Raw genomic sequence first — 13534 nt, 5'->3', positions numbered from 1 at the left:
CTTGAAAGGCCGTCATGGGCAGCACCACCATTTCTCATGCAGGCTATAGCTCTGCTGCAGCATCAGCGTGTTTCCACCTTCATGGAAAGCTTATCCGGCAGGCCCAGTGGGTCCGTCGTGTAGGTAGCCATATTGCTTTCGGGAGGCAAGGTGACATTGATCTCGAGCTCCTCGGCTGAACCATCCAGCAGCTCCACCAGCCCCATCAGGATCGACTGCACCTGGGGGCCGAACATCATGCCGAAGCCCTGGGCCTGGGTGCGTGCCTGCTCTATGTATTGCGACTCGGTCACCCCCTCCATGGCCGCCCCCAGGGTGGCCAAGCGGCCGAATATCCCCTCATTGGAGATGGACAGCCTGAAATCGCCTCCCAGCAATGTTGCGGCCTCCAGCCAATCGCTATCGGCAAAGACATCGGCAGGCTCCACCCCATTCGGCAACACAACGGGCAGGTTGATGTCGAGCATCAGGCGTAGCGCATCATGCAGCTCGATACGGCTGTCACTGATCAATACACTGTGCTCGCTCCCCTCCTTCCAGCTCCCCAGGAAGGTGGCATCGAGGCGCAGCTCACCGGTACCGTCCGTCAGGACGTTGCTGGCCATGCGCAGCTCGGTCCGCTCGTCTTCCGGGGCCATTTCGATCATTCGCGCCAGGTCCATATAGAAATCCTCGAGGCGCACCCCACCCTCGCCATCGGAGAAATCGCCGTCGACATCCAGCAGAGACAGGCTGCCGACCAGTTGATCGGACTCGACGGCAAAGTCACGCAGGATCAGTGAGTCCAGCTGCTCCTCACCGTCGACATCCAGCCCGGTCAGCCCCTCGAAGCGCAGGGAAGCCAGCGTGAAGGAGCCGGAGCCGAACTCGTCGAGGTCTTCCCCCGAGCCTGCCACGCCGCTGATTTCCAACATGCCGATGCCGTCATGGGCCAGCGACTGGCCGCGAATCTGTTCGATGGTCATGCGGCCCTGGCTACGGTTGAACGGCGTGCCATGGAAAAAGTCCTCGGCAATCTCGGAGGCCATGTCAATCACGATGCCATCGATCGCAAGGCTGCCGATCTGCACCTCGTCTGCCGCCAGGCTGTCGTCCAGGGGAAAGACCGCGCGTGAAGGCTTGCCGAGCACGATACGCTCCGCACTCATCAGCATCAGCTCGGTCAGCCCATCCTCGATGCGAACCCCTTTCAGGGTGACCTCGTCAGGGCTGTCGTAGTTGCCGCTGACCTCATAACTGTCGATGAGCAGCCGCTCGCCCTCCTCGGACTCGAAGACGAAGTCCTTGGCCGTCACGCGGGAGCGAATCATGGCACTGGAGACCTCGCCGATCTCGACGCTGCCGTAGCCCCCGAACAGGGAGCGAAGCTCGGTCTCGAGCCGTTCTGCGTCGGCAAATGCCGCGCCGGACGCCCCCGTCAGCGTGGCGAAAACCAGGGCTGAACCAAGGCGCGATGCCCCCGGACATGGTGCATTCATCGACGTCACCTCCTATGTGAAAGAAAAAAACAGCGTGCCGTACAGCCAGCGCCTTTACATAGTGTAACCAGAAAAACGCCCATTGGCCTCCCTTGCCGCCGGGAACTGTCAATGCCCCGCCAACGCCTTCATTCACGCTTCTCCGAGCAGGCCCAGGCTCTCCATCGGTGTCTGCCGGCGCACGCTGCGCGACAGCGCATGGCCGATCACGCCGATCACCAGCGCACCGCCCAGCGGCAAGGACAGCCACAGCCCCCAGTGGATCCGCGGCGCCAGGTCGAACCAGGCAAGATAGATTCCCGCCGCGGCCAGCTCGGCAAGCAGCGCCCCCATCAGCCCGCTGGCGAAGCCGAGGATCGCGAACTCGGCCCCCTGCACTCGCGAGATCAGGCGGTCACCGGCACCGAATACGCGCAGTAAGCCACTCTCGTGGGCACGGGTCGGACGGCTGGCGGTAAGGGCCGCATAGAGCACGCTGATACCGGCCAACAGCACGAAGCCGAGCACGAACTCCACCGCCCGGGTCACCTGGGTCAACAGCTCGCGCACCTGGCCGAGGATCGCCTCGACATTGAGCAGCGAGACACCAGGGAACTCGCTCACCAGGGCGCGGCTGATGTCGTCACGCTCGCGGTCGAGATGGAAGGCGGTGATATAGCTATGGCCGTAGCGCTCCAGCACTTCAGGGGGAAAGATCACGAAGAAGTTGGGGCGGAAGCTGTCCCAGTCGAGATTGCGCAGGCTGGTGAGCTCGCCGACGATCTCGTCGCTGCCGATGGTGAAGGTCAGGGTATCGCCGAGGGAGAGGCCAAGGCGTTCAGCGAGGCCATCTTCCACCGAGATCGGTACCCGGCCTTCGGCAAGCGTGGGTGACCGATCGAACCACTGACCGGCAACCAGGCGATTGCCCACCGGCAGCGTCTCGCGCCAGGTGAGGTTGAGCTCACGGCGCAGCGAACCGTCGCCCCGGGCATCGGCCGGCACCGCATCGCGCGGTGCCTGGTCGTTGATCGCCGTGATGCGGCCGCGCACCATCGGATAAAGTGTGGTGCGCTCGTCCACGGCATCGTCCAGGGTATCGATGAAGGCGTCGCGCTCACCGGGCTGGATATTGATGGCGAAGTAGTTCGGGGTATCCGCGGGCAGCTGGTCCTGCCAGGTGCTCAGCAGGTCGCCGCGCACCAGGGCGATCATCGCCATGGCGGCAAAGGTCACCGAGAAGGCCAGCAGCTGCCCGAGGCTGGCGCTGCGGCGCCGCGCCAGCTGGCGCGCTCCCAGGCGCAGCGCCTGACGCTTGCCACCACCGGCAGACGGCATCCGTGCCACCAGGCGCAGCACCAGGGACAGCAGAAGCCAGCCCAGCCCCCACAGCAACACCAGCATCACCAGGCCACCCACCAGCAGGCCAAAGGCCAGCTGCGGGTCGCCGGAGTAGAGCCACAGCAAGCCGCCGAACACCAGGCTGGCCACCCCCACTACCAGCCACGCCGAGGCGGGTAGCGGATCGAGCTCGCGACGCAACACCTTGAGCGCGCTGACGCGCTTGAGGCGCAGCAGCGTCGGTCCGGCGAAGCCGACCAGTACCGCCAGTGCCGTCAGCACCCCCAGCAGCAGCGGCAGCGGGCCCGGGGGCGGCAGTTCCATGGGCAGGAAAGCGGTGAGCAGCCACAGCAGCCCGGCCTGACCGACCAGGCCCAACAGGGCCCCCACCACGGAGGCGGCCAGGGCGAGCCACAGCAGCTGCAGGGCAAATAGCTGGGTCAACTGACGCTGGGTGGCACCGAAGCAGCGCAGCAGTGCCGCGGTATCCAGATGGCGCTCCACGTAGCGCCGCGTGGCCATGGCCACCGCCACCCCAGCCAGCAGCACCGCGGCGAGCCCGGCCAGGCTCAGGTACTGTTCGGCCCGCGACAGCGCATTGCCCAGCTGCGGTCGATCGCGTCGAACGTCACGCACCTCGACGCCATCGGCAGTCAGCTCCCGCAACCGAGGCAGCACCGCATCGACCGCACCCGGCGCCCCCTGGGCGAGCAGCGAGAACTCGATACGAGAGCCGGGCTGCACCAGGCCGCTCGCCTCGACATCGGCCTGATGCATCATCAATCGCGGATTGAAATTGGCGAATCCGCCGGACTGGTCCGGTTCGCGCTCGACCAGGGCGGTGACCTCAAGGTGGGTCTGTCCCACCTGCACGCGATCACCCAGCTCGACCTCCAGCAGCTGCGCCAGGCGCGGCGCCAGCCAGGCTTCGCCCGGCGCAGGACCCCGACCCAGCCGCTCGACACCCGCCCCACGGTCGACATGGACCTCGCCGTAAAGGGGATAGTTATCGTCGATGACCTTGAGACTGGCTGGCTGGAAGGCCTCTTCGTGGCTGGCCATGGACACCATGCCAACCTGCTCGCTAAGGGTCAGCCCGGCCTCTTGCAGCGTCTGTCGCAGGGCATCCTCGAAAGGCCGCGCCTGCTCGAGCACCAGGTCGCCACCCAGCAGCTGTCCAGCCTGGCGCTCCAGCCCGCGCTCCAGTCGGTCGAGAAAGAAGCCGATCATGGTCGAGGCGGCCACCGCCAGGGCCAGCGCCACGAACAGTGCCCGCACGTCGGCGGCACGCAGGTCGCGACGCATGCCGCGTAGCGACAGGGCCAGGGCACCCATCCCGCGGCGCGCCTCGGGCTGGGCTGGTGCAGTGCCGACCGCGTCGCTCATGCCCCTACCTCGTCCAGCACCAGTGGCGTTAGTCGCCCCTCTTCCAGTTGCAGGCAGCGGTCGCAGCGCCGCGCCAGGGCGTAATCGTGGGTCACCAGCACCAGAGTGGTGCCCGCCTCACGGTTCAGGGCGAACAGCAGGTCGATGATGCGTCCACCCGTGGCGTGATCGAGGTTGCCGGTTGGTTCGTCGGCAAAGACCAATTGCGGCTCGGTGACGAAGGCCCTCGCCAGTGCAACGCGCTGCTGCTCGCCGCCGGAGAGCTGCTTGGGCAGATGGCCCAGGCGCTCGCCGAGGCCGACCCGGGCCAGCCAGTCGCGACCGCGCTGTTCGCTGTCGGGAAGCGGCGCCAACTCCAGCGGCAGCAGCACGTTCTCCAGCGCCGTGAGGGTCGGCAACAGCTGGAAGTTCTGGAACACGAAACCCACCTTGCCGGCGCGCAGGCCCGCACGGCCATCCTCGTCGAGGCTCGCCAGCGACTCGCCAAACAAGGTGAGTTCGCCGCTGGTCGGCTGGTCGAGCCCTGCCAGCAGCCCAAGCAGGGTCGACTTGCCAGCGCCGCTGGCCCCGAGGATCGCCAGCGTCTCCCCCGGGAACACTTCGAGGTCAAGGGCACTCAAAATGGTCAGCGGTCGTTCGCCACTGGTTACCTGCTTGCCCAGTCCACGGGCGTGTAGAATCGTGGATGAGCTGGTTCTCGAGGAGTCTGACATGTCTAGAGGTATCCCTGTGCTGCTGTCTATTTCCGATCATCTGGGCCGGCGGTGGCGCCACGGCCGTGGCGCCTGTGTGCTGGCCTTGTTGGCACTCGCTATGTCACCGGCGGCACTAGCCGACGATTCCCCGACGCTGCTGGTCATGGGCGACAGCCTCAGCGCCGCATACGGCATCGAGCAGGATGAAGGTTGGGTCAGTCTGCTGGAAGCGCGTCTCGACGGAAAGGCGGAAGTGGTCAATGCCAGCATCAGCGGTGAGACGAGCAGTGGCGGCGCGAGCCGACTTCCCGACCTACTCGGACAGCATGAACCCGACATCGTTCTGCTCGGGTTGGGCGGCAACGACGGCCTGCGTGGCCTGCCGCCGAACCAGTTGGAGGCCAACCTCGGCGCCATGATCGAGGCAAGCCGCCAGGTCGGTGCCGAGGTGCTGCTGCTCGGCATCGATATCCCCCCCAACTACGGCCAGGCCTACCGTGATGCCTTTACCGGCGTGTTCTTCCGGCTCGCCGAAACCTACGAGCTGGCCCTGCTCCCCTTCCTGCTCGACGGGGTGGCCCTGGAGGAGGGGATGATGCAGTCCGATGGCATTCACCCCACCGGCATCGCCCAGCCGATCATCCTCGACAACGTCTGGCCCGAGCTCGTACCGCTGCTGGAGCGCAACGGCGTAGCCGGCTCCTTGGCCGGCGGTTGACCTGGCCCTGTGCGAGCAGATCTCTCATGACGTCGCCGGCACCGGGCTTTTCTGCCACTGCTGAAGTCCCAGCCCGCCAAGAATCAGCACCAGCCCCACCAGGGTGGAGGGCAGGATCGGCTCGCCGACTACCAGGAACAGCAGCAGCAGCGATACCGGGGGCGAAAGGAAGATCAGGTTGGACACCCTGGCGGTACGCGACACTCGATGTACCGCCAGCTGCCACAGCACGAAGGCGATCCCCATCTCGAACAGCCCCACATAGACCCCCGCTGCCAGCCCCTTCCAACCCAGCCAGGAGAAACCGGGCCCGAGCAACATCAGCAGGGTAAGCACGGGCAGCGCGACGGTGAAGTTCTGCCATTGGGCCACCAGAGGCGGTCGATGATCGCGGGCATTTAGCAACCAGTACAGCGCCCAGAGCAGCGTCGACGCCAGCGCCATGCCCACGCCGAGTGGGTCGGCGAAGGCGACGTCGAAGACCGCCCCCCGTGTCGCGATGACCCAGACCCCGGCGTAGGCGATCAGTCCGGCAAGGATGTCGATCCGGGTCAAGCGCTGGCCGAGAATCGGTACCGCCAGGAAGGCCATGGCCAGCGCCCAGGTATAGTTGAGCGCCATCGCCTCCTGTCCCGGCAGCCGGTCGTAGGCGCCAAACAGCAGGAGGTAGTAGGCCACCGGGTTCATCAATCCGGCCCAGACGGCCGTTCGCCACCCCTGCGATAGCGCTTGGTCCAGGCGGCCCTGGCGCACCATCAGAATGCCGATCAGCGCCCAGGAGACCAGCGAGGCGAGCCAGATCAGCTCCAGTGGCGACATGTAGGCAAGCGCAATCTTGAACGCCGTGGCCACCGTGGACCATAACGCCACGGCGCCAAGGCCAAACAGTATCGCCTGGCGATCGCGGTTCGGTTCAGCCGCCCTCACCGGTCGATATGCCCGAGATCGCGCCCCGGTTCGAGCCGGTCCCGGACCCGCTGTTTGAGCTGCTTGCTGTCGGGGAAACCGCCGTCTCGCTTGCGCTCCCACAGCGAGTCGTCGTCGAAGAATATCTCGAAATAACCGCCATGGGACGGCACCAGCGCCACCTCCTCAAGGTCTTCACCAAAGGTGGAAAGCAGCTCCTGGGCCAGCCAGGCACTGCGCAGCAACCACTGACACTGGGTGCAGTAGTGAATGCGGATACGTGACATGTCGGCCTCCCTGTCGCAACAATGATGGCTCCGATGATAACAGCCAAGGAGCCTGCATGGCTGAACGCGAGATCAGTCAGTCCCGCCTCTACGAGTGGTTGACCGGTGACGAGGACAGCAGGATGTGTCGTGACATTCCCGACGCGGCATGTGACGAACAGCCCCGCAACTTCTTGCTGCACCTGTTCGCATCGCTGGGGAACAAGCTGGCCGACGAGCTCTCCAGCGCCCGCCTGGTACTGCCCTGGCTGCTCGGTGTGATCGGGGCCCCGGTGTGGATGGTAGGGCTGCTGGTCCCGATCCGCGAATCAGGCGCCCTGCTACCGCAGCTGTTCGTGGCGGGCTTCATTCGGCTCAAGCCGGAGCGCAAGTGGGCCTGGGCGGTCGGCGGAGCACTGCAGGCCCTGGCCGCCGCGGCACTGGCACTGCTTGCCCTGTTCAGCAGCGGTGCCATTGGCGGCGCCCTGGTACTGGTCGTGCTGGTGGCCCTGTCACTGGCCAGGGGGCTGTCGTCGATCGCCACCAAGGACGTGCTGGGCAAGACCATCGCCAAGGGCCGCCGCGGCACCCTGTTGGGCTGGAGCGGTAGCGTGGCCGGTGCCGCCACCCTGGCGGCGGGTGCGGTGTTGATCCTGTTCGAGGATCGCCCCGGCGAGCTGGCGCTGGCCGCCCTGCTCGGCGTGGCGGCGCTCGGCTGGGGGTTGAATGCGCTGTGCGCGGCACGTATTCGCGAAACGCCGGGTGCCGTGGAGGGAGGCGAGAACGCCTGGGACAGCATCAAGTTGGGGCTACGCTTGCTGCGCGATGACCGGAACTTCCTGCACTTCAACCTCTCCCGGGCGCTGCTGCTCGCCAGTGCCCTGGCACTGCCCTATGTGGCACTACTGGGCCAGCAGCAGAGCGGCGCCGAGCTTGGCGGGCTGGGCATCCTGATCGTGGTATCCGGCGTCGCCGGTCTGGTGGCAAGCCCCGTCTGGGGCAAGCGATCCGATGCATCCAGCCGCACGGTGATGCGAGATACCGGCCTGGGAGCGGCGGGCTGCTGCCTGCTGGGTGCCAGCTTCGACTGGCTGCCCGGCGCCTGGACGAGCACGGTATGGCCCTATGCCGTGGTCTATGCGCTGCTGGTGATCGTGCATGCCGGGGTTCGACTGGGGCGCAAGACCTATATCGTCGACATGGCCGGGGCAGACCGGCGTGCGCTCTATGTGGCTCTTTCGAACACCATCACGGGCGCGATGATGCTTGTGGCTGGCGGCCTGGTGGGCGCCCTCGCCCAATGGCTGGGTACCACCTGGCTGCTGGTGCTTCTTGCCACAATGGCCCTGGCAGCGGCACTCAGCGCCAGCAGGCTGCCCGACGTCGAGTGATAACCGCGGGTAAAGATTGTCAACGCGGCGCCGGCTGGCCATGATATATCATCGAAACGAGCCGTTATCGGCTAGCCGATAGCCAGGACCCGAGACAGGAACGCCTTGTATGAAACGATCCCCACTGATCAGCCCCGAACTGCTCGAGCGCATTGTCGATGCCTCTGTGGACGGTATCGTCGTCGCCGAGCAGGAGGGCGACGAGAATATCCTGATCTACGTCAACAAGGGCTTCGAACGGCTCACGGGCTACAGCGCCGACGAGATCCTCTATCGCGACTGTCGCTTCCTTCAGAACGAGGATAGAGACCAGCCTGCCCTCGTCAACATTCGCAAGGCCCTCAAGGAGGGACGCCCCTGCCGTGAGGTCCTGCGCAACTATCGCAAGGATGGCACCCTGTTCTGGAATGAGCTGTCGATCACGCCGCTGTATGATGAAGAGGACAAGCTCACCTACTACATCGGCGTGCAGAAGGATGTCACCGAGCGTGTCGAGACCCAGCTCGAGCTTGAGCGACTGAAGGCTGAATACGGCCTCTCCTGAGGCAGCATCCCTCGCCAGGTCAAAAAATCGTCGAACAGGACTTGCTCTCGAGGCCTGAGGGATATATACAGCCGTCAGGTGCCGACATCTCGGCACCCATGGCGCTTCTGGTCCGTCGCTTCGGACGCGAAGCGAATGCTTGTGATGAGTCGACCGTCGAGTCGGTCGTCATCGGGCCATGGAGGATGTCACATGAGCCAAGACCCCCTGATCAACGATTCTCATGAGGATGAGCAGGAGTTCCTCGAAGCCGTCAACGATGACGACTACACCCGCCCCAGGGCCGCCAGCCGACACGAGACCCTGCGTGCCCGTCGCCGCGTCGAGGCGCTGCTGGAGGAGCGACGGCTGAAGCGCGCCATCGAGGACGACTGGATGCTGCTCGACGAAGAAGAGGACGAATAGTCCGCGACTGACCGCCACCCAGGGGAAAAGGAAGCGCTGCATAAATCGGCGAGCGGGATGAAACACAAGGCGCACGGAGCGCAGAACCGAGCGAAGCGACAAACAGCCGTAGGCTGGCCCTGAAGGGGCGAGAAGCCGAAGGCTGCGAGTCAACCGGAGCCTATGGGGTATAGGTGAGGATTTCGACCGGGCTGGCGCACCAGCACCGCGCAACGCAGTGATTCGCACGCGCAGACATTTATGCAGTGTTTCCCAAAGGCCGGCGCAATGCTGGCCTTTACCCTGCCCGGCCACTATCATCGTGGCCACTGAAACCCTCAACCCAGTGGAATTCCATGGCGCAATACGTCTACACCATGAATCGGGTGGGCAAGGTCGTACCCCCCAAGAAACAGATTCTCAAGGATATCTCGCTCTCCTTCTTCCCAGGCGCCAAGATCGGTGTGCTGGGCCTGAATGGGTCCGGCAAGTCGACCCTCTTGCGCATCATGGCCGGCGTCGACAAGGAGCACGAGGGGGAAGCGCGCCCCATGCCCGGCATCAACATCGGCTACCTGCCCCAGGAACCGCAGCTCGACGACGAAAAGAACGTTCGCGAGACCGTGGAGGAAGCCTTGGGCGAGATCCAGGATGCACAGGCCAAGCTCGATGCCGTTTACGCCGCCTACGCCGAACCGGATGCAGATTTCGATGCCCTGGCCAGCGAGCAGGCGCGGCTCGAGAACATCATCGAGGCCGCAGATGCCCACAACCTGGAGCGCAAGCTGGAAGTCGCCGCCGAGGCGCTCCGGCTCCCGCCCTGGGACGCCAGGGTGGGCAACCTCTCCGGGGGCGAGCGCCGCCGCGTGGCGCTGTGCCGCCTACTGCTCTCCAATCCCGACATGCTGCTGCTCGACGAGCCCACCAACCACCTGGATGCGGAATCCGTGGCCTGGCTCGAGCGCTTCCTGCACGACTATTCAGGCACCGTGGTGGCCATCACCCACGACCGCTACTTCCTCGACAACGTGGCCGGTTGGATTCTCGAACTCGACCGCGGCCAGGGCATACCCTTCGAGGGTAACTACTCCCAGTGGCTGGAATCGAAGGAGAAGCGTCTAGAGCAGGAAGCCAAGCAGGAAGCCTCTCGCCAGAAGGCGATCAAGCACGAGCTGGAGTGGGTGCGCAGCAACGCCAAGGGCCGTCAGGCCAAGAGCAAGGCGCGTCTCAATCGCTTCGAGGAGATGCAGTCAGGCGATTTCCAGAAGCGTAACGAGACCAACGAGATCTATATTCCGCCGGGGCCGCGCCTGGGCGACAAGGTCATCGAGTTCCATGGTGTCTCGAAGCGCTTCGACGACAAGCTCCTCTACGAGGATCTCAGCTTTACCGTGCCCCAGGGTGCCATCGTCGGCATCGTCGGTGGCAACGGCGCCGGCAAGTCGACGCTGTTCAAGCTGATCGACGGCAAGGAGCAGCCCGATGGCGGCGAAGTCGTCGTCGGCGATACCGTCGACATCGCCTATGTCGAACAGCTGCGCGATGCGCTGGACGACAAGCAGACGGTATGGGAAGCGGTTGCCGATGGCCAGGACATGCTCAACATCAACGGTTACGAGGTCTCCTCGCGCGCCTATGTCGGTCGCTTCAATTTCAAGGGAAACGATCAACAGAAGTTCCTCAAGGATCTCTCCGGTGGCGAGCGTGGCCGACTGCAACTGGCCCAGACCCTCAAGCAGGGTGCCAACGTGCTGCTGCTCGACGAGCCCTCCAACGATCTGGACATCGAGACCCTGCGCGCCCTGGAGGAAGCCCTGCTTGCTTTCCCCGGCTGCGCCCTGGTGATCTCCCACGATCGCTGGTTCCTCGATCGAATCGCCACCCACGTGCTCGCCTTCGAGGGCGATTCCCAGGTGGTCTTCTTCGAGGGCAACTACACCGACTACGAGCTGGATCATCGCAAACGGGTCGGCAACGACACGCCCCACCGCATGAAATACAAGCGCATTGACGCCTGATGGCCCGCTGGCCATGCTGATGCATTAGCCCCGCCTGTTGTCTTTACAGGCGGGGCTTTTGCTTGCCGGTTGGCGCTGTCCATTGTCCACCCTCGCGCGTGTCGCCTTGCAAGGATGTTTCAATGATCGCTCTGCTCCACTACCCGCTACAGGTCACGAAGGCGTTTCGTCAGAGTATCGCCTACCTGCCCAGCCTGCTGGCGCTGGGCTATTTCCTGGTGGGATTGCTTGCGGTAGTGCCGCACGAAGGATTCATTTCCATGCCCGGCTGGCTCGACTTCGTGCGCTTCAACGACAAAGACACGTTGCGCACGCTGCTCTCGACGCTGATTGCCGGCATGATATCGCTGGTGGTGTTCAGCTTCTCGATGGTGATGTCGGTGCTCTCCCAGGCCGGTGGCCAGTTTTCCCACAAGCTGGTCTTCGGCCTGGTGACCGAGCGCCACCATCAATGGGTGCTGGGCAACTATCTGGGTACCATCCTGTTCATCCTGATGCTTCTGATGGTGCCGGAAAACGGCGACTCTCCCGGCACATGGCGCTCGCTTGCCGCCTATCTGGGAGTGGCCATGGTCATCCACTGCCTCGCCCTGTTCGTCTACTTCATACATAAGGCCTCCCAGACGGTTCAGGTCAACTCGGTGGTCGCCGGCCTGCATCTGGCCACGAGCCGTTCGCTGGCCAGCCTGAAGCATCATCAGCAATCGCCTCGCTACATGCAGGTGGCCGACACGACACCTGCGGCGGCACCTGCGTCGTGTCACCGTTTCGAGATTCGCTCCCGCCAGACCGGATTCATCCAGAACGCCAACTTCGCCGAGATCGCCGAGATCGCCGCCAGCATCGATGGGGTGATACATCTGAACTTCTCCCCGGGGGACTTCACCCTGGCTGACTTCCCGCTGCTGTACGTCGATGCGCCTGACGAACCCGATCGCGCCTGTGCTGACGAGTTACTGGCGCTTCTGCTGTATGGCGAGGGCGAATCGATCGAGGACATCCACGTGCACGGCCTGACACAGCTGATGGAGATGGCGGTCAAGGCGCTGTCGCCCGGCACCAACGACCCAGGCACAGCCCGCCTGTGCATCAATCAGCTGACCGACCTGCTGCGACGTCGGCTGGATTTCGATCCCTGCAACGCCATGGTGGATCAGCACAATCGGGTACGCGTCACCTGGCCGGTGGAAAGCTTCGAGAGCCTAATCTACCGGGTATTCACGCCGATCCTGCATTACGGGAAGGACGATGTGACCATCGGCCTGAGCCTTCTCAAGGCATTGAAGAGTCTCTCCCTGTACGCCGAAGGCACGGAGCGAAGGTTGCTGCAGGCCTATGCTGAGCGGGTCATCGGAGCGCTAGCCGATGCCGCCCACCATCGGCTGGATCGCGACTTCATCAGCGCGCGACTGAACGGCGGAGAACATCGCCTCGACCTGCCCGACCAGCTCGGCTATCGCGGATAGAGTGTCGGCTCGCCTTCGGGCCGGGTCTTGAAGCGTCGGTGCAGCCAGAGGTACTGCTCCGGATGACGGCGTATCGCTGCCTCGATCACAGCGTTAACCCGGGTGGCATCGGCCACCTCGTCTCCGCTGGGGAAGTCCTCCAGGGGCGGCAGGTACTCCAGGGTATAAGTGGCATTGTCAGGATTGCGATGGAAGATGAGTGGTATCACCGGTGCGTCCGTCATACGGGCAATCTTGGCCGTCAGCTTGACCGTGGCGGCATCGATACCGAAGAAGGGAGCAAAGACGCTGGCCTTTGATCCAAAGTCTTGATCGGGTGAGTACCAGACGGCATGGCCCGCCTTGATTCGTCGCACGACCCCTCTCAGATCACGGCGATCCAGGGTCGCATCGAAGTATTCCTTGCGTGCCTGGCCCATGAAACGGTCGAAGAGCGGGTTGTTATGAGGCCGGTAGACCGCATCGGCACGAAAGAACAGCGAGTGCAGTGCTGCACCCAGATCAAGGGTGGAGAAGTGTATGCCGAGGATCAACGCGCCCCTACCCTCGGCCTCAAGGCGGGCTCTATGCTCCCGGCCCTTGAAAGTGACCCGGTGACGTAGATGCCTGGGGTCCCGACACCAACCCGTCGCGGTTTCGAGGACACCGATGCCGTTGGCCTTGAAGGTATCGAGCGCCAGCTTGTCACGCTGAGTGTCGCTGAGCTCTGGAAAGCAGAGGCGCAGATTGGTATCGACGATATGACGGCGGCGCGGCACCGCCCACCAGGCCAGCAGACCGAGTCCGCGCCCAATCGCCAGCTTGAACCGCCAGGGCAACCAGGCTCCGATTCGCATGCAACCAATGGCCAGCCAGGCGGGCCAGAAGCGCGGGTGGGCAAAGGAGGAAGGCCAGTTACGCTTGGACATGCAAGCTCCACTCGGACGAAAGGCGCATCATACCGCACCCTTTTCTGCCGCTGA

The 13534-nt window shown here is 64.2% G+C and carries 12 protein-coding genes; 6 read left to right on the top strand and 6 right to left on the bottom strand.

The annotated features are described in order from the left end of the window. Nucleotides 1–62: 62 nt before the first annotated feature. The 3 genes from DU505_RS01490 to DU505_RS01480 form a co-directional block, all read right to left on the bottom strand. Nucleotides 63–1478, bottom strand: a complete 1416-nt coding sequence (locus DU505_RS01490; RefSeq protein ID WP_114477217.1) for a hypothetical protein — start codon at nucleotides 1476–1478, stop codon at nucleotides 63–65. Between the two features lie 132 nt (nucleotides 1479–1610). Continuing rightward, complete coding sequence (locus DU505_RS01485; RefSeq protein WP_114477453.1) at nucleotides 1611–4133, bottom strand: ABC transporter permease; 2523 nt, start codon at nucleotides 4131–4133, stop codon at nucleotides 1611–1613. A gap of 47 nt (nucleotides 4134–4180) precedes the next feature. Further along, the gene (locus DU505_RS01480; RefSeq protein WP_114477216.1) at nucleotides 4181–4897 is read right to left on the bottom strand and encodes an ABC transporter ATP-binding protein; all 717 of its coding nucleotides are present in this window, start codon (nucleotides 4895–4897) and stop codon (nucleotides 4181–4183) included. On the opposite strand from DU505_RS01480, the gene DU505_RS01475 reads away from it, so the two are divergent. Further along, complete coding sequence (locus tag DU505_RS01475) at nucleotides 4896–5597, top strand: arylesterase (RefSeq protein ID WP_114477215.1); 702 nt, start codon at nucleotides 4896–4898, stop codon at nucleotides 5595–5597. The two genes, DU505_RS01480 and DU505_RS01475, sit on opposite strands and share 2 nt — an antisense overlap. 24 nt (nucleotides 5598–5621) lie before the next feature. Here DU505_RS01475 and DU505_RS01470 read toward each other — a convergent pair whose 3' ends face one another. Beyond that, nucleotides 5622–6524 (bottom strand): DMT family transporter, encoded by a 903-nt coding sequence (locus DU505_RS01470; RefSeq protein ID WP_245947734.1) that lies wholly within the window; start codon nucleotides 6522–6524, stop codon nucleotides 5622–5624. Beyond that, nucleotides 6521–6790: an Rdx family protein gene (locus tag DU505_RS01465; RefSeq protein ID WP_114477214.1), complete on the bottom strand. Its 270-nt coding sequence runs from the start codon at nucleotides 6788–6790 to the stop codon at nucleotides 6521–6523. Before DU505_RS01465 ends, DU505_RS01470 begins: the two co-directional genes overlap by 4 nt. A 56-nt stretch (nucleotides 6791–6846) precedes the next feature. On the opposite strand from DU505_RS01465, the gene DU505_RS01460 reads away from it, so the two are divergent. The 5 genes from DU505_RS01460 (at nucleotide 6847) to DU505_RS01440 (ending at nucleotide 12572) form a co-directional block, all read left to right on the top strand. Beyond that, nucleotides 6847–8160: an MFS transporter gene (locus DU505_RS01460; protein WP_114477213.1), complete on the top strand. Its 1314-nt coding sequence runs from the start codon at nucleotides 6847–6849 to the stop codon at nucleotides 8158–8160. Between the two features lie 109 nt (nucleotides 8161–8269). Then, entirely contained in the window at nucleotides 8270–8704 is a 435-nt protein-coding gene (locus tag DU505_RS01455; RefSeq protein ID WP_114477212.1) for a PAS domain S-box protein, read from the top strand. Nucleotides 8705–8896: 192 nt separating this feature from the next. Next, entirely contained in the window at nucleotides 8897–9109 is a 213-nt protein-coding gene (locus DU505_RS01450) for a PA3496 family putative envelope integrity protein (RefSeq protein WP_114477211.1), read from the top strand. A 335-nt stretch (nucleotides 9110–9444) separates the two neighbouring features. Further along, a complete protein-coding gene (gene ettA, locus DU505_RS01445) occupies nucleotides 9445–11106 on the top strand; it encodes an energy-dependent translational throttle protein EttA (RefSeq protein ID WP_114477210.1) in 1662 nt (553 codons plus the stop codon). A gap of 122 nt (nucleotides 11107–11228) precedes the next feature. Next, entirely contained in the window at nucleotides 11229–12572 is a 1344-nt protein-coding gene (locus tag DU505_RS01440; RefSeq protein ID WP_114477209.1) for a DUF2254 domain-containing protein, read from the top strand. Here the strand turns inward: DU505_RS01440 and lpxL are convergent. Continuing rightward, nucleotides 12560–13480: an LpxL/LpxP family Kdo(2)-lipid IV(A) lauroyl/palmitoleoyl acyltransferase gene (gene lpxL / locus DU505_RS01435; protein ID WP_114477208.1), complete on the bottom strand. Its 921-nt coding sequence runs from the start codon at nucleotides 13478–13480 to the stop codon at nucleotides 12560–12562. The genes DU505_RS01440 and lpxL overlap by 13 nt on opposite strands. Nucleotides 13481–13534 lie beyond the last annotated feature (54 nt).

The sequence above is a fragment of the Billgrantia montanilacus genome (genome assembly GCF_003336675.1).
Taxonomy (GTDB): domain Bacteria; phylum Pseudomonadota; class Gammaproteobacteria; order Pseudomonadales; family Halomonadaceae; genus Halomonas; species Halomonas montanilacus.
Note: the sequence above shows the minus strand (reverse complement) of the source record. Positions and strands in the feature narration are given on the sequence as shown.

What these genes read in the sequence shown, in the direction of transcription:
- DU505_RS01465 (WP_114477214.1), bottom strand. Translation starts at nt 6,790, where the DNA reads ATGTCACGTATCCGCATTCACTACTGCACCCAGTGTCAGTGGTTGCTG.
- DU505_RS01475 (WP_114477215.1), top strand. Translation starts at nt 4,896, where the DNA reads ATGTCTAGAGGTATCCCTGTGCTGCTGTCTATTTCCGATCATCTGGGC.
- DU505_RS01460 (WP_114477213.1), top strand. Translation starts at nt 6,847, where the DNA reads ATGGCTGAACGCGAGATCAGTCAGTCCCGCCTCTACGAGTGGTTGACC.
- DU505_RS01480 (WP_114477216.1), bottom strand. Translation starts at nt 4,897, where the DNA reads ATGTCAGACTCCTCGAGAACCAGCTCATCCACGATTCTACACGCCCGT.
- DU505_RS01440 (WP_114477209.1), top strand. Translation starts at nt 11,229, where the DNA reads ATGATCGCTCTGCTCCACTACCCGCTACAGGTCACGAAGGCGTTTCGT.
- DU505_RS01450 (WP_114477211.1), top strand. Translation starts at nt 8,897, where the DNA reads ATGAGCCAAGACCCCCTGATCAACGATTCTCATGAGGATGAGCAGGAG.
- DU505_RS01490 (WP_114477217.1), bottom strand. Translation starts at nt 1,478, where the DNA reads ATGAATGCACCATGTCCGGGGGCATCGCGCCTTGGTTCAGCCCTGGTT.
- DU505_RS01485 (WP_114477453.1), bottom strand. Translation starts at nt 4,133, where the DNA reads ATGGGTGCCCTGGCCCTGTCGCTACGCGGCATGCGTCGCGACCTGCGT.
- DU505_RS01455 (WP_114477212.1), top strand. Translation starts at nt 8,270, where the DNA reads ATGAAACGATCCCCACTGATCAGCCCCGAACTGCTCGAGCGCATTGTC.
- ettA (WP_114477210.1), top strand. Translation starts at nt 9,445, where the DNA reads ATGGCGCAATACGTCTACACCATGAATCGGGTGGGCAAGGTCGTACCC.
- lpxL (WP_114477208.1), bottom strand. Translation starts at nt 13,480, where the DNA reads ATGTCCAAGCGTAACTGGCCTTCCTCCTTTGCCCACCCGCGCTTCTGG.